Annotated in this window: 14 protein-coding genes; 6 read left to right on the forward strand and 8 right to left on the reverse strand. The window is 73.9% G+C overall.

The window, feature by feature from the left end:
* Positions 1-118 precede the first annotated feature (118 nt).
* The 3 genes from treZ to treY form a co-directional block, all read right to left on the reverse strand.
* The gene (treZ, locus tag UIS43_RS05010; RefSeq protein ID WP_370012597.1) at positions 119-1,948 is read right to left on the reverse strand and encodes a malto-oligosyltrehalose trehalohydrolase; all 1,830 of its coding nucleotides are present in this window, start codon (positions 1,946-1,948) and stop codon (positions 119-121) included.
* A 193-nt stretch (positions 1,949-2,141) separates the two neighbouring features.
* Positions 2,142-2,984, reverse strand: coding sequence for a putative RNA methyltransferase (locus tag UIS43_RS05015; RefSeq protein ID WP_071623204.1), 843 nt, complete (start codon positions 2,982-2,984; stop codon positions 2,142-2,144).
* Positions 2,985-3,159: 175 nt separating this feature from the next.
* Positions 3,160-5,544 carry a malto-oligosyltrehalose synthase gene (gene treY, locus UIS43_RS05020; protein WP_117197992.1) on the reverse strand — a complete coding sequence of 795 codons (2,385 nt, stop codon included), beginning with the start codon at positions 5,542-5,544 and terminating at the stop codon, positions 3,160-3,162.
* A 213-nt stretch (positions 5,545-5,757) separates the two neighbouring features.
* Between treY and pstS the strand changes: the two genes are divergently transcribed.
* Positions 5,758-6,903, forward strand: coding sequence for a phosphate ABC transporter substrate-binding protein PstS (gene pstS, locus UIS43_RS05025; RefSeq protein ID WP_370012598.1), 1,146 nt, complete (start codon positions 5,758-5,760; stop codon positions 6,901-6,903).
* A gap of 314 nt (positions 6,904-7,217) precedes the next feature.
* Here pstS and UIS43_RS05030 read toward each other — a convergent pair whose 3' ends face one another.
* From UIS43_RS05030 to UIS43_RS05050, 5 genes are all read right to left on the reverse strand, one after another.
* Complete coding sequence (locus tag UIS43_RS05030) at positions 7,218-8,885, reverse strand: glycosyltransferase family 2 protein (protein WP_370012599.1); 1,668 nt, start codon at positions 8,883-8,885, stop codon at positions 7,218-7,220.
* Between the two features lie 201 nt (positions 8,886-9,086).
* Positions 9,087-9,260 (reverse strand): hypothetical protein, encoded by a 174-nt coding sequence (locus UIS43_RS05035; protein WP_041552714.1) that lies wholly within the window; start codon positions 9,258-9,260, stop codon positions 9,087-9,089.
* Positions 9,261-9,459: 199 nt separating this feature from the next.
* A complete protein-coding gene (locus tag UIS43_RS05040) occupies positions 9,460-10,461 on the reverse strand; it encodes a C40 family peptidase (protein WP_013153302.1) in 1,002 nt (333 codons plus the stop codon).
* Positions 10,462-10,942: 481 nt separating this feature from the next.
* Positions 10,943-12,841, reverse strand: coding sequence for an alpha/beta fold hydrolase (locus UIS43_RS05045; RefSeq protein WP_370012600.1), 1,899 nt, complete (start codon positions 12,839-12,841; stop codon positions 10,943-10,945).
* A gap of 382 nt (positions 12,842-13,223) precedes the next feature.
* Positions 13,224-13,559 (reverse strand): Rv3235 family protein, encoded by a 336-nt coding sequence (locus UIS43_RS05050; protein ID WP_370012601.1) that lies wholly within the window; start codon positions 13,557-13,559, stop codon positions 13,224-13,226.
* 325 nt (positions 13,560-13,884) lie between these two features.
* On the opposite strand from UIS43_RS05050, the gene UIS43_RS05055 reads away from it, so the two are divergent.
* From UIS43_RS05055 to UIS43_RS05075, 5 genes are all read left to right on the forward strand, one after another.
* Positions 13,885-14,739 (forward strand): glycerophosphodiester phosphodiesterase, encoded by an 855-nt coding sequence (locus UIS43_RS05055; protein WP_358170762.1) that lies wholly within the window; start codon positions 13,885-13,887, stop codon positions 14,737-14,739.
* 5 nt (positions 14,740-14,744) lie between these two features.
* On the forward strand, positions 14,745-16,154 hold the full coding sequence (locus tag UIS43_RS05060; RefSeq protein ID WP_071622164.1) for an MFS transporter: 1,410 nt from the start codon (positions 14,745-14,747) through the stop codon (positions 16,152-16,154).
* A 662-nt stretch (positions 16,155-16,816) separates the two neighbouring features.
* Positions 16,817-18,139, forward strand: a complete 1,323-nt coding sequence (locus UIS43_RS05065; protein WP_370013229.1) for a DUF222 domain-containing protein — start codon at positions 16,817-16,819, stop codon at positions 18,137-18,139.
* A 542-nt stretch (positions 18,140-18,681) separates the two neighbouring features.
* Positions 18,682-21,810 carry an SNF2-related protein gene (locus UIS43_RS05070; RefSeq protein WP_370012603.1) on the forward strand — a complete coding sequence of 1,043 codons (3,129 nt, stop codon included), beginning with the start codon at positions 18,682-18,684 and terminating at the stop codon, positions 21,808-21,810.
* The gene (locus UIS43_RS05075; RefSeq protein WP_013153309.1) at positions 21,807-22,541 is read left to right on the forward strand and encodes a hypothetical protein; all 735 of its coding nucleotides are present in this window, start codon (positions 21,807-21,809) and stop codon (positions 22,539-22,541) included. Before UIS43_RS05070 ends, UIS43_RS05075 begins: the two co-directional genes overlap by 4 nt.
* Positions 22,542-22,638 lie beyond the last annotated feature (97 nt).

Raw genomic sequence — 22,638 nt, forward strand, 5'->3', positions numbered from 1 at the left:
TGCTGCCTTTCCGTCATGGGATCGCGGGCCGTACCGAGGTTAGGGGGCCGCGGTGACGTTCCGGCGCTCCCGGGCGGGCCCGCGCGCGGGAGCGCGCCACCGCGTCCCGCCCGGGCGGCTACACCCTCAGGACCGCGAAGCACTCCCCCGGCACGGTGACGGTGGACCCCGCGGTCCTGGGCTCGCCGTTGGCGAGCAGGAGTTCGCGCGGGGCCGCGTCCAGCTCCACCTCGGCGCCGTCGGCGTCCAGGTTGCACACCACGCGCAGGCTTCCCCGGGCCAGGACGAGCAGGCGTCCGCCGCCGCCCACCTCGACCGAGGAGCGGTCCAGGCGCGGGTCGGACAGCTCCGGTTCCACGCGCCGCAGGGCGATGAGCGCCCGGTAGGTGTCCAGGACCAGCCCGTGCGGTTCGCGTCCGGGCTCGGACCAGTCCAGGACGGCGCCGTCGCGGGTGGCCGGGTCCATGGGGTCGGGGATCTCCTCCTCGGCCCACCCCAGCGCGGCGAACTCGCGGCGGCGTCCCTCGCGCACGCCCCTGACCAGGTCGGGGTCGGTGAAGGAGGCGAAGAACGGCCAGGGCGTGGCGGCCCCCCACTCCTCCCCCATGAAGATCATGGGGGTGTAGGGGGAGCACAGCACCAGCGCGGCGCCGCAGGCGAGCAGGCCAGGGGAGAGGTGTTCGCCCATGCGGTCGCCCCGGGCCCGGTTGCCGATCTGGTCGTGGGTGCTCAGGTAGGCCAGGAAGCGGCTGCCGGGGACGCGCGCGGTGTCCACGGGCGCGCCGTGGGTGCGGCCGCGGAAGCTGGAGCGGGTGCCCGCGTGCCAGAACGCTCGGGTGAGCGCGGCGGGCAGCGCCCCCGGGTCGGCGAAGTCGGCGTAGTAGCCGTGCGTCTCCCCGGTGAGGGCGACGTGCAGGGCGTGGTGGAGGTCGTCGGACCACTGGGCGGTCATGCCCAGGCCGCCCGCCTCGCGGGGCAGGACGGTGCGGGGGTCGTTGCGGTCGGACTCGGCGACCAGGGACAGCGGCCGGTTCAGGGCGGTGGCGAGGGTGTCCACCTCCTCGGCGAGTTCGGCCAGCAGCGGGGTGGCGCGGTCGTCGCGCAGGGCGTGCACGGCGTCCAGGCGCAGCCCGTCCAGGTGGTAGTGGCGCAGCCAGTCCAGGGCGTTGTCCAGGACCGTGCGGCGGACCGGGTCGGAGTCGGGGCCGTCCAGGTTGAGGGAGGGGCCCCAGGCGTTCTCGCCGCGGAAGTAGGGGCCGAAGCGGGGCATGTAGGCGCCCGAGGGGCCGAGGTGGTTGTAGACCACGTCGAGCAGGACGGCCAGGCCGCGGCGGTGGCAGGCGTCGACGAGGGCCTTGAGGGCGTCGGGGCCGCCGTAGGGGTCGTGGACGGCCGCCCACAGGACGCCGTCGTAGCCCCAGCCGTGGGTGCCGTCGAAGGCGTTGACCGGCATGAGTTCGACGTGGGTGACGCCGAGGTCGGCCAGGTGGTCGAGGTGGTCGGCGACGGCGGCGAGGGTGCCCTGGGGGGTGAAGGTGCCCACGTGGAGTTCGTAGACGACGGCGCCCGCGAGGGGGCGCCCGGTCCAGTCGGCGTCGGTCCAGGCGAAGGCTGCGTGGTCGTGGACGCGGCTGGGGCCGTGGACGCCGTGGGGCTGGTGGAGTGAGCGGGGGTCGGGCAGGGGCTGGGGGTCGTCGTCCAGGAGGTAGGCGTACTCGGTGCCGGGCCCGGCGTCCTCGACGCGGACGCGCCACCAGCCGTCGTCGTCGGGCCGCATGGCGACGTCGCGCTCCCCCGTGCCGCCGTGCTCCGCGGTGCCGTACAGGCGCAGGCGGACGCGTTCGCGGTGGGGCGCCCACACGGCGAAGTCGCCGCGGACGCCGACCCCCGCGACGGCGGGGGCGGCGAGGGCGTCGGACGTGGTCGGGGTGGTCTGGGCTTCGCTCACGGAGGGTGGTCTACCCGGCTTGCGCGCCCGCCATCCGCGGCTGCCGGTGTTGCCCGGACCTGCCCGTTTCGGCCGCCGCGCGCCTGACGGCGGGTCCGGAGGGAACTCCTGCGACCGACCGTCCCCTGACCGGCCGCTCCCCCGGCCCCGGGGAGGGCTCGCACCCGGCAGGACTCTCCTGGGAGGGCCCCGCTCAGCGGAGCGGGCGGTAGAGGTGCAGGCGCACCGACGCCGTGACGGCCGCGGGTTCGGGCAGGGCGGCGATGCGGGCGCGCAGGTCCCCGGCGTCGATGTGGCGGGCGCTGGGCCCCATGCCGACGACGGTCGCGGCGTCGGCGTGGTCCAGGTCCATGGTGAAGCGCAGGTCCTCGGCCCCGGCGGGGGCGAAGTGGCCGTGCAGCGAGTCGGCGAGGCGTTCGTCCTTGCGCGGGTCCACCTCCAGCAGGCCCAGCGGTCCGCGCAGTTCGGCGAGGTGGTCGGCGGCGGGGACGAGGACCAGCAGTACCCCGTCGGCGCGCAGGACGCGGTGGAACTCGGCGGCGTTGCGCGGCGCGAACACGTTGAGCAGGGCGTCCGCGGAGCCGTCGCGCAGCGGCAGGCCCCGCCAGGCGTCGGCGGTCACGGCGCCGCCGCGCTCGTGCGCCCTGGCCGCCTTGCGTGCGGCGAACTTGGAGGCGTCGGCGGTCAGCCCCACGGCGTCGGGCAGGGCCTCCAGCACCCGGGTCAGGTGGTGCCCGGTCCCGCCGCCGATGTCGGCGACCAGCGGGGCGGGCGCGGTGAGCTCACGGGCCAGGGCGGCGGCCAGCGCGGCGGAGATCGGGTCGTGGTGTCCGGCCTCCTGGAACCGGAGGCGGTCGGCGACCATCTCCCGGCTGTCGCCGGTCCCGGGCGGCGTGGCCCCGGTGAGCAGGCTCGCGTACCCCTCCCTGGCCACGTTGAAGCTGTGCCCCGCGCCGCAGGAGAGCCCGCGCTCGCCCGGGTCGAGCCCGCGTCCGCAGGAGGGGCAGGCCAGGGCCGCCGCGACGGCCGCGGGCATGCGCAGCCTGGGGCCGGTGGTGTGTGGGGTGTCGGTACGCGCCATGATCGCGGCAAGCCTACCCGCGCTCCGAAGGGGCCGGGGCGCAGCGGCGCGACGCCCCGGTCTCCTCCGACGCGCCTCCCCGACCGCTCCACGCCGCCGTGCGGCGAGGCCCGCCTCAGGACGGCGCTCCTCACTCCCGTGTCAGGACCGCCACCGGGTACCGGTCGAGGACCCCGGCCAGGTGCGCCAGGGTGGGCCCGTCGGGGCTGTCGGACACCACGGCCCGGCCCGTGAGCCGGTCGGTCCACGTCCCCGGCCCCGAGGGCAGCGCCACGACCGTGTCCGCCCAGCCCCCCGCGTCGGCCAGCCCGACGGGCAGCCGGGTGGCGATCACCGCCAGGTCGGGCCGGTCGGCTCCGGCCGAGGTCCGCGCGAAGGCCAGCGCGTGGTCCCGGGCCGGGCCGGAGGCGGTGAGCGGCAGGTACCCCCGGGGGCGCAGCTCGCGGCGCGCGCGCAGGCACGTGCGGACCAGGTGGAGCTTGGCCGCGCCGGTGGCGTCCACCGGCGGGCGCCAGCCGTCCTCGATCCGGGTCAGCAGGTCCGCGCGGGCCTGGTGGTCCACGGGCCTGCGGTTGTCGGGGTCCACCAGGGACAGGTCCCACAGCTCGGTGCCCTGGTACAGGTCCGGGACGCCCGGGCCCAGCAGCTGCACGGCCTTCTGCCCCAGGGAGTTGCTCCACCCGGCCTCGCGCACCGACTCCACCACGGAGGCCACCTCCCCGCGCAGGACCCTGTCGCCCAGCACACGCGCTGGCCAGGAGCGGACGCGGTCCTCGAAGTCGGGGTCCGGCTCGGTCCAGGAGGTGCCCAGCCGCGCCTCGCGGGCGGCCTTGAGCAGGTAGTCGGCCAGGCGCTCCTCCCCGATGGGCCAGGCGCCGACCAGGGTCTGCCACCCCAGGAGGTTGAGCGCGGGTTCGGGCAGGGCGCACCGCCCGGTCCAGCGGCGCACGGCCTCGGCGAAGGGTTCGGCCACCTCCGACAGGGCGGCCAGGCGGGCGCGCACGTCCTCCGAGCGCTTGGTGTCGTGCGTGGACAGGGTGGTCATGGTGTGCGGCCGGGCGGCCTCGCGGCGGGCCGCGCCGTCGTGGAACTCGCGCGGCGTGACGGCGAAGTCGGCGGGGTCACCGCCCACCTCGTTGAGGGCGACGAACCTGGTGGTGCGGTAGAAGGCCGTGTTCTCGGTGCCCATGGCCACGACCATCCCGCTGGTCTGCTGGATGCGCCGCGCGGCCTCGCCCCGGGGGTCGCGCCGCACCCGCATGTCGAGGGCCTCCAGGTCGTGGGCCAGGTCGGGGCGGTGCCCCATGGCGGTCTCCACAGCCCGGGCCCAGTCGCGCTCGCCCTCGGGCAGGTAGGAGCGGTACACGTCGAAGGCGCACAGCAGCTCGGCCACGGCCTCCTCGCGGCGGCGCACCGCCTCGGGCGAGGGCGTCTCCCGCCCCCGTTCCGGCCGGGGCGGCAGCAGGGCGGCGATCCGCCGCACCTCGGCGCGCAGCAGCTCGGTGGCGGCGTGGCGGCGTGCGCGCAGGTCGGCCCGGGCGACGTCCACCTCCACCCCCTGGTCGAGGGCGAGGGTGGTGAGATCGGCCTCACCGGAGGGGTCGACGAACACGCCGCAGAGCTCGCGCAGGGCGTCGTACCCGGTGGTCCCGGCGACCGGCCAGGACTGCGGCAGGTCCTCGCCGGGGGCGAGGATCTTCTCCACCACGACCCAGCCGCCGAAGCGCTCGGCGAGGCGGCGCAGGTAGCCGCCGGGGTCGGTGAGCCCGTCCACGTGGTCCACCCGCAGACCGTCGAGCTGGCCGAGCTCGGCCCAGCGCAGGATCTCGGCGTGGGTGGCGTCGAAGACCCCCGTGTCCTCCACCCGCACGGCGGCCAGCTCGCTGACGTCGAAGAACCGGCGGTAGGTGAGCTCGCCGTCGCCGCGCCGCCAGGACACCAGCCGGTAGTGCTGGCGCTCGTGCACCGCCTCGACGGAGTCGCCGGGTTCGTGGGTGCCCGGGGCGAGCGGGTAGCGCTTGTCGTGGTAGGCCAGGCAGCCGTCGGCGAGGACGAGGTCGGCCAGGGCGGCCCGTCCGCCGTCGCCGTCGTCGCCCAGCACGGGGATGAGCAGGGGTCCGGCGTCGAAGTCGATGTCGAAGCAGCGCGCGTACACCGAGTCCCGGCCGTGGGCGAGGACGTCCCACCACCAGCGGTTGGCGTCGGCGCGCACCACGGACATGTGGTTGGGGACGATGTCGGCGACCACGCCCAGGCCCAGCTCGTGCGCCTTGGCGGCCAGGGCCTCGCGGGCGGCGTCCCCGCCCAGTTCGGGCGAGACCCGGGTGGGGTCGACCACGTCGTAGCCGTGCTGGGAGCCCGGCGCGGCGGCGAGCATGGGGGACAGGTAGACCGCCCCGGTTCCCAGGCGGTCCAGGTAGTCGAGCAGGTCCGCGGCGTCCTCCAGGGTGAACCCGGGGCGCAGTTGGAGGCGGTAGGTTGACGTCGGAGCGGTGGACGTGTCGTGCGTGCTCATCACGCATCTACCCGTGCCCGTACCGTCCGCGTGTCATGCACGCCGGTCCGCGTGAGCGCCATGCCACACGGGGCCGCCTTGGGGGTGGTGGTCCACCGATGGTTAAATTCTTCGGCGGTGCTCCATCACCAGCGACGACGCGCCCGTTCGGGGACGCGCGGCGGTGAACGCAGACCAGGACCACCGACACCGACGAAGGGGATAGAAGCAGTCGTGCTCCCGTCCAACAAGCGCACCAAGACCGGCGTCCTGCGCCACAGCGGGGCCTCCAGGGGGGCCGCGTCGGCCGCGCTGGCCGGCCTGCTGCTGGCCGTGACCGCCTGCGGCAGCGACCAGGCCGTTCCGGACAGCGCCGCGCCGGAGGTTCCCGAGGGCCTGGAGTGCTTCTCCGGCAGCCTGTCGGGTGCCGGCTCCAGCGCCCAGGAGAACGCGATGACGACCTGGATCGCCGGTTACCAGTCCGCCTGCGACGACGCGCGCGTCTACTACAACTCGATCGGTTCGGGCGGCGGGCGCAGCCAGTTCATCGACGGCGCGGTGGCCTTCGCCGGGACCGACGCGGCGATGGACCCGGACGAGAACGCCGACGCCGGGGAGCGGTGCGGCGGCTCGGACGTGGTCAACCTGCCCGCCTACGTGATCCCGATCGCGGTGGTGTTCAACCTGGAGGGCGTGGACTCGCTGAACCTGCGCCCGCAGACGCTGGCCAAGATCTTCAACCAGGAGATCACGCGCTGGAACGACCCCGAGATCGCCGAGGACAACCCGGACGCGGACCTGCCGGACATGGCGATCACCCCGGTCAACCGCTCCGACGACTCGGGCACCACGGAGAACTTCGCCAACTACCTCAGCGCCGCGGCGCCCGACGCCTGGCCGCACGAGCCGAGCGGGCAGTGGCCGCTCACCGCGCGCGAGTCGGCGCAGGGCAACAGCGGTATCGCCGACACGGTCGAGCGGGCCGAGGGGTCCATCGGCTACGTGGAGATGTCGCACGTGCACGGCATGTCCACGGTGGACATCGGCGTCGGCGGCGAGTTCGTGGAGATCTCCCCCGAGGCCGCCGCACAGGTGGTCGCCGAGTCCCCGCAGCGCGAGGACAACCCCAGCGAGTACGACCTGGCGCTGGACCTGGACTACGGCACGACCGAGGCGGGCAGCTACCCGCTGGTCCTGGTCAGCTACGAGGTCGTGTGCCTGGACTACCCCGACGACGCCCAGGCCGAGCGGGTCAAGTCCTTCCTGCGCTACGTGGTGAGCCCGGAGGGGCAGTCGGCCGCCTCCGAGGAGACCGGGTCGGCCCCGGTCAGCGACACCCTGCGCGAGAAGCTCCTGGAGTCGATCGACGCCGTCGGCTGAGCGGTCGCGGCGGTGACGCGGTGACGCGGCGGACTCGGGCCAGGCCCGGTCCGCGGTCGGGGACCGCGCGGCACTGAAGCGGCGGGGTCCGGCCGTGCGAGGCGGACCCGGACCGCGCGAGCTGCGGGAACGGACGTCACGGGCACGTCGCCGAGGCGGCGTGCCCGTCGCACACCCGGCGTCGGGTACCTTGAGTACCGGCCGCGTCGCCCTCGGTCATCCCCGGGATGCGGGGGCGCTCGGCGGGGTCCGCCCGCTCTCCGGGTCGATGTCTTCCCCCATCTGCCCGGTCGCGGTCGGACCCCGGGAGGCGGTCAGCCGCGCTCGCGGCGCAGCCGCTGGCGGGCCCGCGCCCATCCCGAGCGCAGCCACCCTCCGGACCGCGCGGCGCCGGTGCGCTCCTCCCCCGTCCCGCACTCCCACGTCCCGCACTCGCCCGCCGGGCGCTCCTCGGTCCCGGCCCGCGGGGACGGTGCGGCCAACTCCGCCGGTTCGGGTTCGGTGCGCGGGGGCGGCGGCACCGAGCGGTACAGCGACAGGTCGGTCAGCGTCTCCTCCCCGGCGTGGATCCGGTAGCGGCCGTGCAGCGCGGCGACCACGTCGCCCAGGTCCTCGCCCTCCTCGCGCACCCGCAGGGCCCGGGCCAGCGCCCGGGTGCGCCACAGCCTCACCCCGGCGTCGCGGGTGGGCGAGGCGGCCGGGAAGAGTTCGGTGAGTCCCGCCCGGGCGCGCTCGGCGCTGGCCAGCAGGCGCGACAGGGCCACCTGGCCCAGGCCCCAGGAGACCGGGACCTGGAGCAGGAAGGGTGAGGGGAAACCGGTGCGGGGCGCGGACGTGGCGAAGGAGATCCGGGGTTCGCGCAGGTAGTTGGCCTGGATCAGCCGCAGGTCCAGGTGGGGTCCGCCGACGTCGCGCCGGGCCCGGCCGTCCACCGCCCGCAGCCGCCGCGCCCCGCGCGCTCCCCCTCCCTCCTCGGCGCCCTCCCAGTCGGCGACCAGGGTCAGGGCCAGATCGGTCTCGGCGCTGTCCAGGAGCCGGTCCACACAGCCGCGGACCAGGTCGTAGGGCGCGCCGGAGACCTCGACCACGGCGTGCACGAGCGGGATGCGGCGCCGGTGGGCCGGTACCCGCTCGCGGTAGGCGTGCGGGTGCGGCATGAACTCGGCGAGGACCTCGGTGCGGAAGCGTTCGGAGGGCAGCCGGGTGCGCGCGGTGCCCGCGCGGCCCACGTGCCAGCCGGTGGCGGCGGGTTCGGGCAGCAGGACGGCGCCCGCCTGCCAGAGGCGGTAGCCGAACTCGGTGTCCTGGCCCAGGTCGAGGTCGGGGTCCACTCCCCCGGCGGCCTCGTACAGGCTGCGGCGCACGGCCGCCGCCGCGCCGACGTAGGCGTGGAAGCCCAGGTGGTCGGCGTCGCGCAGGCCGTCGCTCCCGGTGAGGACGCGCTCGACCCACGCGTGGTGGCGGCCGGTGTCCAGGGCGCCGTGCAGGGCGTCGGTGCGGGCCAGGGCCAGGACGTCGGTGGGGCTCTGGGGCCCGGTGTCGGCGAAGCGGACCCGGCCGAGCGTGACGGCCTCGGCGTGCACGTGGTGCCAGCGGGCCTGGGCCTCGACGAACTCGCGGCACACCACCATGTCGGCGTCCATCCACAGCAGGACGTCGCCGGTGCTGGAGTGGGCACCGTAGGCGCGGGCGTACCCGGCGCCCCAGCCGCCGTCGGGGACGGTCAGGACGCGGCAGTGCGCGGGGCGCAGGTCGGGCAGGCGCAGCGCCGGGGAGGAGTGGTCGTCCACGACCACGACCTCCATCAGGTCCTCGGGGTAGGTCTGCGCGGCCAGGGAGGCCAGGGCGAGGTCGAGGCGGCGCTGCCCGCCGCGCGCCGGGATGACGACGCTGACCCGCAGGTCGGGGGTCCAGCGTCCGATGTCGGGCGGTGTCAGCGCACTCCAGTCGTTGCGGAAGACGCGGGTGAGGACGCGTTCCACCCGGCCACGGTGCGACACTCCGTCAACATGAGACCCTACGTGCTTATTCAGTGACACATAGTAACCATACCCTCACTCGGCTCCACCGCGGAGGCCTTCGCCCATGTGTCAGGAAACGGGTCCGCGGCGAACGGACCGGGCACACGTGCGGGGACGCGCCGCACGGGTTCGGGCGGCGCGTCCCCGACAGGAGGTGCGCGGTCAGCGGTCCTGGCCGCTCTGCGCCCTGAGCATCCGGACGCCGAGGTAGACCACGCCCGCGAGCAGGGCGACCATCAGGAGCCAGACCAGGAGGCCGACCACGACGGACAGGATCCAGAAGAAGGCGATGACGACCGCGACCGCGGCCGCGACCCTGAACACGAGAGGTCCCATGGGCGGCAGAATACGCGGAGCGCACCGCCGTCCGGAACCCGCGTCCCCGACCCGCTCGCGAGAAGGATGCGTCGGCCGAACCCGTGCGGCGCGACCCTTGTACCCACAGCGCTTCTGGAGCTCCGGCACCGGCTGTGAGTACAGGACCACCGCGGGCCGGAGCCCTCGCGTCACACGAGTGACGGTTCCGGTCGGCCCACTAGCCGACGCGGACGGCGACGGTGAAGACGCTGTCCCAGTAGGCGGCCAGGGAGACCTCCTCCAGCGGCTTGGACGGGTTGGAGCCGTGGATCATGTTGCCGTTGCCGGAGTAGATCCCCACGTGGCTGGGCGAGGACTCGCTGTAGAAGAACAGCAGGTCCCCGGGCTGGACCTCGTCGCGCGAGATCCGGGTGCCGGCGTTGACCTGGTCGTAGGTCGTGCGGGGCAGGTTGACCCCCGCCTGGGCCCACGCCGCCTGGACCAGGCCCGAGCAGTCGTAGCCGTCGGGACCGGTACCGCCCCAGACGTAGGGCTTGCCGATCTGGGCGCGGGCGAAGTCCAGGACGGCCTGGACGTCACCGGAGGCCGCGACGGCCTCGCCGCCGCCCGTGGAGGCCTCGGAGGCGGTCGGGTCCTGCCCGTCCAGGCTCTCCAGGACCTCGGACTGCTCGTCCAGGGCGGCCTCGCCCTCCTCCTTGGCCGTCTCGGCCTCGGAGAGCGCGGTGGAGGCGTCCGCCTCCGACTCGGCCGCCTGGTCGCGCAGGTCCTCGGCGCGCTCCACCTGGGCGACGTAGTCGTCCAGGACGGCGTCCTGTCCCATGGACAGGAAGTTCAGGTCGGCGATGTTCTGCAGCGACGCGTCCGGGTCGCCGCGGAACAGGACCGTGAAGAGGCTGTGCGTGGACCCGGTATAGGCGGTCTGGGCGATCCCGGCGACCGTGCCGGACATGGTCTCCAGTTCCTCCTGGGCCCTGGCGAGCTGCTCCTCGACCTCCTCCAGTTCCGCCTCGGCGGCCGCGTGGTCCTCCTCGGCCTGGTTGTAGGCCTCGTTCAGGGCCGAGAGCTCCTCCTGGAGCTGCTCGTAGCGTTCGCGGGCCTCCTCTGCGGTGGGCTCGGCGAAGGCCACGCCCGAGGACAGGACGACGGCGCCCAGGGTGGCGCAGCCGACCGTCGCGACACGGCGCCTGCTGCGCCTTCCGGGCTCGGGGTTGCGAGTCAAGGGACCGACTGCCTTTCTCCCACACCCGTCTACCAGCGCAGGGCATCCCGAGGACGCGCCCGGGTGAGGACGCGTGGAATGCGGCGAGGGGGATCCCGGCGGGCGGCGCTCAAGGGGGCCGAGGGAGGTGTGCCGGAGTTCTGCGGTGGCCTCTGCTCATGGGAAAGGACTGCTCGTGAGCGAGAGTGCGACGGAAACCGGACGCCGTCACCCTTGTGGTGACTAACGGGGGCGTTCCGGCCTGAGGGAACACTAATTCACCACCGGGAGCGGTCGCGACCCTTTCGTTACCTTCCCTTGGGCAACCCTCTGACCAGCGGTTCCATAACAAGAGGCCCGGAAAGCCCGCCCGAGCGGGCGTGACGGGCCCTAGTTCTCCCCTCTGAAGACAGCCCAAAACGAGGCAAAGGCCGCAGAAAAAGTGGTGTGTATCACGCGAACCACTGGAAGGGGCGGGGGCGGTCCCCCGCCCCCGCGCATGTCACAGGTGTCGCTGCCACCAGTCCAGGACCGCCTCGAAGCGGGCGACGCGGTGGCTGGGCAGGCCCGAACGCGACAGCTCGTGCCCCTCAGCGGGGAAGAGCAGCATCTCCACCTCCTGACCGCGCAGCTTCAACGCCACGAACAGGCGCTGCGCCTGCTCCACCGGGCAGCGCCAGTCCTCCTCGGAGTGGATGATCAGGAACGGGACGTCGATCCGGTCGGCGTAGGTGAGCGGACTCTCCTCGGCCCAGGTCTGCGGCGGCCCGTACAGCGGCCCGGGGAAGAACGAGCCGATGTCGGAGGAGCCGTGGAAGCTGTCGATGGCGTTGACCGCGCGCTCGCTGATCGCCGCCCGGAACCGCTCGCCGTGGTGGGCGGCGATCCAGGTGGTCATGAACCCGCCGTGGGATCCGCCCATGACGCCCACCCGCGAGGAGTCCAGCCGCTCGTCCTCCAGCGCCGCGTCCAGGAAGGCCAGCACGTCGGTGGCGGTGGTCGCGCCCACCGAGCCGATGACGGCCCGGCCGTGCTCGTGCCCGTAGCCCGAGGAGCCGCGCGGGTTGCACATCACCACGGCGTACCCGGCCGCCGCGTAGACCTGCGTCTCGTCGAAGAGCTGGTGGCCGTACTGGGCGAAGGGACCCCCGTGGATCATCAGCACCACCGGGTGCGGGCCCTCGCCCTCGGGCACGGTGACCCACCCGTGCACGGGGTAGCCGTCGGCGGTGTGGGCCGTCAGCTCCCTCATCGGCAGGGGGTCCAGGGCGCCGGCGAACTCCGTGAGCGCCCGCGTGCCCCCGTCACCGACCAGGACCAGTTCACCGCTGCTGCGGCCGTCTGCGACCACCGCGACGGTGACGCCGCCCGCGCTGTCGAAGGACTGGACCTGCACCGGACCGCCGAGCACCGTCTCGGGCTCGCCGCCCCCGAAGGGCACCAGGACCAGGTCCACCGCGCCCCGGTTCTCCGCCAGACCGAGCAGGCCCTGCCCGGTGACCTTGGGACCTCCGGCCATCCGCGGGTTGTGGGAGGGGGTCAGCCGGACGGGCGCCGCCGAGGCGTCGGCGGGCACCGACCACAGGGCGCTGGTCTGGCCCACGAAGTCGTCCAGGTCCGGGCCGAGCTCGTCGCCGAGGAAGTAGACGGTGGCGCCTTCCTCGGAGAACTCGCCCCGCACGGCGTCCAGGTTCCCGGCGGTGACCCGGCGCGGCTCGGCGCCCTCCTCCGGCGCGCACGCCCACAGGTCCTCCACCAGATCCGTGTCACGGGTGGCGTGGCGCGCGGCCGCGAAGACCAGCTCGGTGCCGTCGGGTCTCCAGGACACGGACCGGTGCTCGAAGTCGCCCCGGGTCACCTGGACCGGTTCCCCGGCCTCGCCCGAGGGGTCCAGGGGCGCGGAGACGAACACGTGCGTGCGCCGGTCGTTGGCGAACCCGAGGTCGTCCAGCCGGTACTTGAGCTGCGTGATCCGCCGGGGCGGCTCCTTGCCCGGCTCCCGGTCCACGTAGCGGTGGGGCTCGGGGACACGGGCTGTGTAGGCGATCCGGGTGGAGTCCGGGCTCCAGCGCGGGGCGCCCGCGCCCAGCGGGTGGGAGGTGACCTTCCAGGGCTCGCCGCCGTCGGCGGGCAGGACGTGGACCTGCGGGCGCTTGTCCTCGTCGGGGCGCAGGAAGGCGATCCACCGCCCGTCCGGGGAGAACACCGGGCCGTTGTCCCTGGTGCCCCGGGTGAGCCGGGCGGGCGGCGCGGAGCCGTCGGTGGGCACGGACCACAGGGAGCCCAGGTAGGCGTCCTCCTCCAGGTCCGGCCGGGTCACGGCGAAGACCGCGCGGCGGCCGTCGGGGGACAGGGTGGGAGCGCCGATGCTGTGCAGGTGGGCGATGTCAGCAGGTTTCATACAACGGATGGCCGTCCCGGCGCGGGGAGCGCCGTGACCGCCCCCTCCTTTTCGCTTGGCGGTGGGACCGTCGTTGGGGGCCACCGCGTGCCGGGAACGGTCGGGCCGCGACGGACGCCGCCGTTCGAAGACGGGACGCGCTCCGGTCCGGAGAACACCCCAGGGGGACCCTATCCAGGCTTCTCTCCGGAAATCCAGGTGCTCTCCGTCCGGCGGAACCCGCGTCCGCGCCGGGCCCGGACGAACGGAGGACGCCCGCCCGCGGACCAGCCCACGGGACTCCGCGGGGAGGCGGGCGTGGGAAGCGGCGGCGACGCGGGCGGACACCGCCGGGCCGCGGGACCCGCGGCCCCGCGTTCGTCCCGCGGCCCGGCACGGGGCCTCACCCGGTCGGCTCGACGGGCATCCCGCCCCGGCCGCGCACGGCGCCGTCGGTCTCCAACCGGGTGCACACCCAGCGGCCGTCCGCCTCCCGCCGGGCCCGGAAGGCGAACACCCGGGAGCGGCGGTCGCAGCGGATCACGGCGTTGGCCTCCACGCCGTCGGCGTCCACGGGCTGGTGGTAGACCTGGGTCAGCCTCGGCGCCAGCTCGCAGGAGACCGTGCCCCGCAGACGGCGCAGCTCCTCGCGGACCGGGACGGTCACCTGGTCGCGCAGCGCCTCGGGGGTGCGGCGGCCGACCAGGACCTCCGCCACGCGCTGGGCCAGCAAATGCACGGGGCCGGGGGTGCGGTGGCCCGCCAGGAGTGGGGGCCCGCACCGGCGCACGGGCGCGTGGCGCGGAGGCAGGGGCGTGCGCGCGGGGGTGCGGACCGGCCGGTGGTACGCGGGAGCGCCGTGGGCGCACAGGGGCCGGGGGCAGGGGTGGCGGTGAGGGGTGTACGACATGAACAGGTCCCTTCCGGGAGGATGACGTTCCGCCTTCACCCTGCACAGAGGCGCCGCCACCGTCCCCGTGCCAGCTGGCATTCCAGGTTTCGGGAATGTTCCGCCGCCCCCGGGCGCAGGGCGCGCAGCCGCCCGAAACCGGCATACTGCATGCGTGACTTCCGCCTACCTCTCCTCCCCCGTGCCCGTGGCCCTCGCCCACCGCGGCGGGTGGCTCCCCGACGACCAGGGCGTGCGCCGCACCGAACTGGAGAACACGGCCGCGGCCTTCCAGTACGCCGTCGACCTCGGCTACACGTACCTGGAGACGGACGTGCACGCCACCAGCGACGGCGTCCTCATGGCCTTCCACGACCCCACCCTGGACCGCGCCACCGACATGCGCGGCGCGATCGGCGACCTGCCCCACCGCGAGGTGGCCCGCGCCCGGGTGGCCGGACGCGAACCGGTCCCGGTGCTGGAGGACCTGTTGGGGACCTGGCCGGAGGCGCGGTTCAACATCGACGTCAAGGCCGACGCCGCGGTCCTGCCCTTGCGTGAGGCGCTGCGCCGCACCAACGCCTGGGACCGGGTGTGCGTGGGCTCCTTCGACCAGCGCCGCCTGGACCGGGCGCGGCGGCTCTTCGACCGGCCCGTGGCCACCTCCTGCGGTCCCCTGGACGTGGTCCGGCTGCGGGCGGCCTCCCTGTCCCCGCTGCTGCGCTCCCTGGCCAGCCGGGTCCCGGTCTGCGCGCAGATCCCGCTGCGCCACGGCGCCATCCCGCTGCTCAGCCGGGACCTGATCGCCACCGCCCACCGCCTGGGCATGCAGGTGCACGTGTGGACCATCAACGAACCGGGGACGATGGAGCGCCTGCTCGACGCGGGGGTGGACGGCATCGTCACCGACAACACGAGCGCCCTCAGGGAACTCCTCGTCCGGCGGGGCCAGTGGCCCGGCCGCACCCCCTCCGACCCCACCGGCACCTCCAGCGACTCTCCCACCGACTCCCCCCAGCGGAACGGATAGCCCCCATGGCCACCACACCACCGGAGACGGACGCCACCGGCGCCCCCTCCGCCGATCCCGGCCAGCGCAGGCGCGAACAGCGCGGCTGGTACCTCTATGACTGGGCCAACTCGGTGTTCACCACCTCGGTGGTGACCGTGCTCATCGGCCCGTACCTGAGCAACCTGGCGTGTGTGTCGGCCGGGGCCCCTGACGCCGCGTCCTGCCTAGACCCCGCGCTGTCCATCAGCCCGCTGGGCCTGGACTTCCTCTCGCTGCACCCCAACGCGCTCTACCCGGCGCTGACCACGGTGGCGATCCTGCTCCAGATCCTGTGCCTGCCGATCGTGGGGTCGATGGTCGACCACTCGCGGCACAAGAAGCGGTGGCTGCTCTGGCTCGCCGTAGGCGGGTCGGCGTGCACGCTGGGGCTGTACTTCGCCACCGACGGCTACCTGGTGGCCTCGGTACTGTTCGTGCTGGCCAACCTGCTGTACGGGCTGGCGGGCGTGGTCTACAACGCGTTCCTGCCCGAGGTGGCCACGGCCGAGGAACGCGACCGGGTCTCGGTCACCGGCTGGGGCATCGGCTACCTCGGCGGGGCCCTGCTGCTCGCCGTCCACCTAGGCCTGGTGGTCGGCGCTCCGTCCCTGGGCCTGGGCACGGACGACGCCGCGCGCATCGCCTTCGCCTCCTGCGGCCTGTGGTGGGCGGGGTTCACCGTCCTGGCGGTGCGGCCGCTGCGCAACCGCTACGGCGCCCTGGCGGCGAGCAGCCGGGGGCGACCGAAGGTGGGACGGTCGCTGCGCCAGTTCGGGCACACGCTCAAGGACATGCGCAAATACCCGAACACGATTCTCTTTCTCCTGGCGTTCATCCTGTTCAACGACGGTGTGCAGGCGGCCATCCGCTACGCGGCGCCCTTCGCCACCCAGGATCTGGGACTGGACCAGAACGTCCTGATCGTCACCATCCTCATCATCCAGTTCGTGGCCTTCGGGGGCGCCTTCCTGACCGGCCGGGTGGCCCGGGTCCTGGGCAGCAAGAACACCGTGCTGGCCACGCTCGCGGTGTGGAGCTCGCTCGTGGCGGCGGCCTACTTCCTCCCGGTCGGGAACGTGCCGCTGTTCGTGGCCATGGGCGTGGGCATCGGCCTGGTGCTGGGCGGCACCCAGTCGCTGGCCCGGTCGCTGTACTCCCAGCTCATCCCCCGTGGGCGCGAGGCGGAGTACTTCAGTCTGTACCAGATCTCGGACAAGGGATCGAGCTTCCTGGGATCGCTGACCGTGACCGTGGCCGTCTCCCTCACCGGCGGCTACCGGATGGCGATCCTGTCGCTGATCGTGTTCTTCGTCATCGGCGGTCTGCTGCTGTGGCGCACGCGCATGCGCGAGGGGATTCTCGCGGTGGGCAACGAGGTACCGCGCAACCTGTAGACCGCCGAGGGGACGGGGTGTTGAGAGGTGCGGGGGTGTTGAGAGGGCGTAGGCGGCCACGTTTTCCACAGGTGGGTGTTGGGGGTGGCCGTGGGTGGCGTGGTGATGGTTTCCTGGAAATAGGGGGGATCCCACCCACGGAGGTTTTGGTGTGCCCTGAAACACTCGGCGACCAATAAGGATAATGGATCGAGGGGCAGGGAGGGGCCGTCCACAGGTCTCTCCCCTACGCCCTTCTTGTCGGGGGTTTCTGGCGGCAACGAAAGCGCGCCAGCTGCCGCGAAAGGGTACGGACGGCGGAGAGCGGTCGGGGCCGGTGAAGGGTTGGGCATCGGACGAACAGCGGCACCAAAGGAGGGAGCGACCACCGGAGGGCGACCAGCGCCCGGGGTGTAGGGATGGTCGGGCTCTGCTGCGTCGACACCAACGGCAAGCAGGCCCTCCAGCCTCGGGCAACGACCCCGGCCCCTGCGGCCGGGGAGGGCGACAATCGCTCTAACGTCGAGTGCTCATTCTGGCCGTGCCTTTTTGGACACCTTTTGAGCCCGCCCCAATTGCAGCCTTTCAGCCAAGGATGACCCCAGGAAATAAAGGCTTCTAATTCCGGCTGTGAATAGTGGAGAAATGGCGACCACTGGCCTATAATAAGAAGTATGGAGATGATGATCGCAGCACCCAAAGCGGCCCCCGGGGAATGTTCCCCGGCCGTGGCCGCGCTGGCCGGTGCGCGCAAGATCATCCACCAAGCGTTGAACGCCGAAGTCCCGCCCGGGGCCGACGAGACCGCCGCGGAGGAGATCGCGGCGCTGTGGGCCCAGCTGGAGAAGATCCGCTACCAGGCGTTGACGCAGATGGCGCGCCTGTACGCACGTGGTGAGGTCGCCCGCTACAGCGGCTACAGCACGTTGGACAAGTGGATCACCCATCGCTGCAAGGTCCCCACTGCCCAGGCCAAGGATTTGGCCCGTTTGGCCCAGCACGTGCAGGAGGAGACGCTGCCCGCCACTGCCCAAGCAGTAGCTGAGGGCAGGGTGGTGTTGGGTGAGGCGGTCGCGATCGCCAAAGCCACCGACAAAGCCGTCCAGACCCGCGATGAGGACCACTTTCCCGATGAGGGGGAGTACCGGGAGGGGTTCGAAGCGGCGCTGGTGGCGGCCAAGGCGGAGCGGCCCGCGTTGTCGGTCAACCAGCTCCAGTCGGTGGCCCGCCAGGTCGCCTACCGTTTGGACCCCCACCGCCTGGACCGCGACCACGAAGCCGCCCATGCCGCCCGTGGACTGACGGTCCATGACACGTTCCAGGGCAGCTACCAACTCCAGGCCTGGGGCGGGTCCGGGGATGCGTTGATCGTGCGCGCGGCCATCGACACCTTCACCACCCCACCCGGGGAAGGTGACACCCGGTCCCGGTCCCAGCGCGAGCACGACGCGCTCATCGCGGCGCTGCGTTTTGCCACCACCCACACCGGATGCGGCAACGCTCCGGCTCCGTTGGCGCAGATCCGCATCGTGGTGCCCGTGCAGACCTACCTGGACGCTCAGGGTCAGGAAAGGCCCGCGTTGGACGAGCACGGTCGGGTGATCCCGGTCGGGCTGGTGCACGAGTTGGCCGCCGATTCCGAGGTGGTGCGGATGCTCACCGCCCCGCCCACCGGGCAGGTGTTGGATGTGGGCCACAGCCGCCGCCTGGCCTCAACCCGCCAACGCACCGCCGCCTTCCACGGACACGCCACCTGCGCCCACCCGGGCGGATGCGAGGTACCGGTGGCGTTGTGCCAAGCCGACCACGTGCAGTCGTTCTCCCGAGGCGGACGCACCGTGGTCGCCAACCTCCAACCGCTGTGCGGGCCGCACAACCGGGCCAAGTACCAACGCGAACTCCGCACACACCACCACCAGGGACAAGGACAAGGGCGGGGATGGGGACGAGGACGGGGAGGAGACCACCCACCCGGCAGGGATCCGGATCCACCACCCCGGAAATGACTCCCGGGTCGTGCCGGCCCCCGGCATGCCCGCGCCCGACAGGCAGCCCGGGCCCCGCGCCCACCGTGGTCGCTGCCACCGTCGCCCACCCCCACCCCCGGGGGCCAGCACCGCTGCCCAAGGCCCGCCAGCCCCGCCGCCTTTGGCGCCAACGCAGCAAAGCCCCACCACCCCCGAACACCAACCGTTGATCGCCCTCCCGCACCACCTCGCGGCAGCTGACACCGCTACCTCGACCACCACCCGCAACCAGGTCGTTGATCGGAGCCCCCAGACACCCGCCGCCTTCGCTGCCACCGCAGCAGAGCCCCACCACCCCCGAACACCAACCGTTGGTCACCCTCCCGCACCACTACGCGGCAGCTGGTGCCACCGCCGAAGCGAGCAACCACCCCCGAACCCCCACCGTTGAACGCCCTCCCGCAGCGACACCTGTCACAGGCCCGGGGAACTTCCGGCAAGGGCCAGCCGCCGAGCGCGAGACGCTCCTCCTCCCAGGCGCGCGTCACGGTCTGTCGCCGCCCCCGGCCATACTGGGGCCGATGGTCAGCGAGGACGCGGGAGGTGCGGTGCGGGTTCTGCACGGCGTGTGGGCCGGAGACGCGCTGGCGGTGTGGGCCGAGTCCGACCGGGCCGGGTCCTCCCCCTCCACCCCTCCTCCGGCCGGGGGCGCGCACGGCCGTGCGCGCCCGCACCCGTTCGCCCTGGGGGCCCGCGACCTGAGCGCACTCCTGGTGGACGCGGGGATCGGGGCGGACTCCGCCGCGCACGGCACCCTGGACCTGTCCCTGCCCGGGGACACCTCCGCCCCCTTCCCCTCCACCCGCGCCCCCGGCACCGCACCGGCCGCCTTCCACCCCTGGCGGGTGCCCGCCCTGCGGCTGGACGCCGCCTCCGCCGAGGCCCTCCTGGCCGCACCCGCACGCGACATCCCCGGCACCGCCTCCGGTCCCTCGCTGGCCCATCTGCGCGCGGTCCGCGACTTCGCCGAACTCCTGGTCACCTCCGGGTGCGTGCTGCCCGACCTGGTGGGCGACCCCGCCCGGGCCCGCTGGCGGCCCGCGCCGCTGGACTGGGCGGAGGAGCACCTGGCCGCGCTCACCGGCGCCCTGCCGCCCTCCGCCCGCGCCCACCTGCCCGGGGAGCCGCCCGACGCGATCGCCCGGGCCTGCGTGCTCGCCCCCCTGGAACTGCTCACCGACGCGGCGGCCCGCCGCCTGGTCCGGCCCCGCCGCGCGCACCGGGCCCGGACCGACCCGGCAGACCAGGGCCGGACCGACCCAGTGGACCAGTCCCGGACCGACCCGGCAGGCCAGGGCCGGACCAGCCCGGAACAGACCTCCGACGACGGCGCCGCCCCCGGCCAGCGGCTGGCCGCCGCGCTCACCGGCGCCCCGGACGGGATCGGCGCCGACACCGCCGCCCGGCTGCGCGGACCCCTGCGCGAGTGGCGCTCGCGGGTGCGCGGCGCGGGGCGGGCGGCGCTGCTGTTCCTGCTGCGCGAACCCGACCGCGCGGGGCCGTGGGCACTGGAGTTCTGGGTGCGCTCGGTCAGCGACCCCGGCCTGCGCCTGCCCCTGGAACAGGTGTGGCAGGGCGAGGGCGCCGCCTGGCTGCCCGCCGACGTGGGCGCCACCGCCCTGGCCGATCTGCGCCGGGCCGCGCGCCACCATCCGCCGCTGCGCCGCGCGCTGCGCGACCTGGCCCCGGCCCGGCTGCTGATGAGCACGGAGGACGCCGAGCGGTTCGTGGCCGAGGGCGCCGCCCGGCTGAGCGGCGCCGGGTTCGGGGTGGTCCTGCCCGAGTGGCGCGGCAGGCCCGCCCTGGGCCTGCGGGTGGCGGTCGAGGAGGCGCCCCGCCGACGCGGGGGCGGCGGGGTGGGCCCCTCCGAGCTGGTCAACGTGTCCTTCGAGGCCCTGCTCCAGGGGCGCGACGGCGAGGAGTCCGTACCGCTCGGCGAGGACGAGCTGGCCGAACTCGCCGAGCTGGCCCACCTCAAGCGTTCGCTGGTGCGCGTGCGCGGCCGGTGGCTGGAGGTGGACCCCGAGCGGCTCAGCGCCACCCTGGACCTGGTCAAGCGGCGCGGCGGCCACTGGATGCGCACCGACGAGGCGCTGCGCACGGCCATCGGGGTGGAGGGCACCACTCCCCTGCCGGTGGCCGACGCGGTCGCCTCCGGTCCGCTGGGCGCGCTGCTGGACGGGGGCGCCAAGGCCGAGCCTCGCCCGATGGGCACACCGTCCGGTTTCCGGGGTTCGCTGCGCCCCTACCAGGACCGGGGCGCGTCGTGGCTGCGCTTCCTGGGCGAGTTGGGCCTGGGCGCGGTCCTGGCCGACGACATGGGCCTGGGCAAGACCGTGCAGCTGCTGGCCCTGCTCACCGACGAGCGGCTGCGCGAACCCGCTCCGGGGCCGACCCTGCTGGTGTGCCCGGTCTCGCTCGTGGGCAACTGGCGTCGCGAGGCCGAGCGGTTCGCGCCCTCGCTGCGGGTGCACGTCCAGCACGGCCCGGACCGGCCCTCGGGCAACGCCCTGGCCCGCCTGGTGGGCTCGTGCGACCTGGTCGTCACCACCTACGGCGTGGTCACCCGCGACAGCGAGGAGCTGGCGGGCATGCCCTGGCACCGGGTGGTGTGCGACGAGGCTCAGGCGCTCAAGAACCACGGCACCCGGCAGGCCCGCGCGGTGCGGTCGCTGCCCGCGGCCACGCGGATCGCGCTCACCGGCACCCCGGTGGAGAACAACCTGGGCGAGCTGTGGTCGGTGATGGAGTTCGCCAACCCGGGGCTGCTGGGCACGGCGGCGGCCTTCGAGCGGGCGGTCGAGGGCGAGGAGGGGCCCGACACCGCGCTGGTGCGCCGCATGACCGGGCCGTTCGTGCTGCGCCGCCTCAAGACCGACCGGTCGATCATCGCCGACCTGCCCGAGAAGCTGGAGATGCGCACCTGGTGCACGCTCACCCCGGAACAGGCCTCGCTGTACAAGGCGGTGGTGGACGAGATGGGCGAGCGGCTGGCCGAGGCGACAGAGAAGGAGCGCAAGGGGCTGGTGCTGGCGACGATGTCGCGGCTCAAGCAGATCTGCAACCACCCGGCGCAGTTCCTGGGGGACGGCTCGGCGCTGTCGGGGCGCTCGGGCAAGCTGGAGCGGGTGGAGGCGATCCTGGCCTCGGCCGCGGCCGAGGGCGACAAGGCCCTGTGCTTCACCCAGTACGCGCGCTTCGGTGAGCGCCTGGCCCCCTACCTGCGTTCGCGTCTGGGGGTGCCGGTGCTGTGGCTGCACGGGGGCACTCCGCGGGCGGAGCGGGAGGAGATGACGCAGCGCTTCCAGGAGATGGAGGGCCCGGCGGTGTTCCTGCTCTCGCTCAAGGCCGCCGGGACGGGGCTGAACCTGACCGCGGCCAACCACGTGGTGCACGTGGACCGCTGGTGGAACCCGGCGGTGGAGAACCAGGCCACCGACCGGGCGTTCCGGATCGGCCAGCGGCGGGACGTGCAGGTGCGCAAGATGGTGTGCGTGGGCACGGTCGAGGAGCGGGTGGACGAGATGATCGAGCGCAAGAGCGCGCTGGCCGACGGCGCCGTGGCCACCGGTGAGGCGTGGCTGACCGGGTTGTCCGTCCAGGACCTGCGCGAGGTCGTGCGGTTGTCCCCGGAGGCGGTGGCCGAGTGAGCGCGTGGTCGCCGCTGTTCGCGCAGGCCCTGGGGGAGCCGGGCCCGGCCTCCGGGAACGCGCGGGTGGAGCGGCTGTCGGTGCGTCCGGGCGAGGTCACGGGACGGGTGCGCGGCCCGGGCGCGCACGAGGTGAGCCTGATCCGCACGGTGCCGCCGGAGGCCGAGTGGGAGCGCCTGTGCGCCGCGCTGGCCTCCCAGCCGGTGTTCCGCGCCCGGATCCTGGCCGGTGAGCTGCCGGTGGCGGCGGCCCGGGTGTTCTCGCTGCTGGGGTGGGACCTGGTGCCGCGCGGGTGGGACGCGCTGGTGGCGACCTGCTCCTGTGACCGGTGGGACGCCAGGTGCGCGCACCTGGTGGCGGCGGTGGCGGAGCTGGGCACCGAGGCCGACCGCGATCCGTTCGTGCTGACCCGGTGGCTGGGCCGGGAGCGGCGCGCGCTCGTGGCGCAGGTCAAAGCGTTTTCCACGGCCACCGCAAAAGGATTTTCGGGCGAATATCCGACAATCGGGAGAAATGACGGAGAAGCGGTATTGGATACCGTCGACGAACCGCCTCCCCCGGCGAACACGGCGGATCCCGGCTCGGCCGCCGCGTTCTGGTCCGCGCCGCCGCTTCCCGCCCGGCCGAGCCCCCCGGAGGGCTCCGGCGAGCGCGTCAGGGCCGCGGCTCCCGGACTCGTGGCCGATGATCTGCCCGGTTTCGGACAACCGCGAACAGGGACCGGAACGTGAGCGTATGGGGTGCCGAATACGCACTTCGAACTTTGTTGTGGAAAACTCCACAAGGACGTGGGATCACGGTTACCATTCGGCCAGAGAACTCGCCTCG

This window comes from Nocardiopsis sp. LDBS0036, from assembly GCF_041228755.1.
In the GTDB taxonomy this organism is placed as follows: domain Bacteria; phylum Actinomycetota; class Actinomycetes; order Streptosporangiales; family Streptosporangiaceae; genus Nocardiopsis; species Nocardiopsis dassonvillei.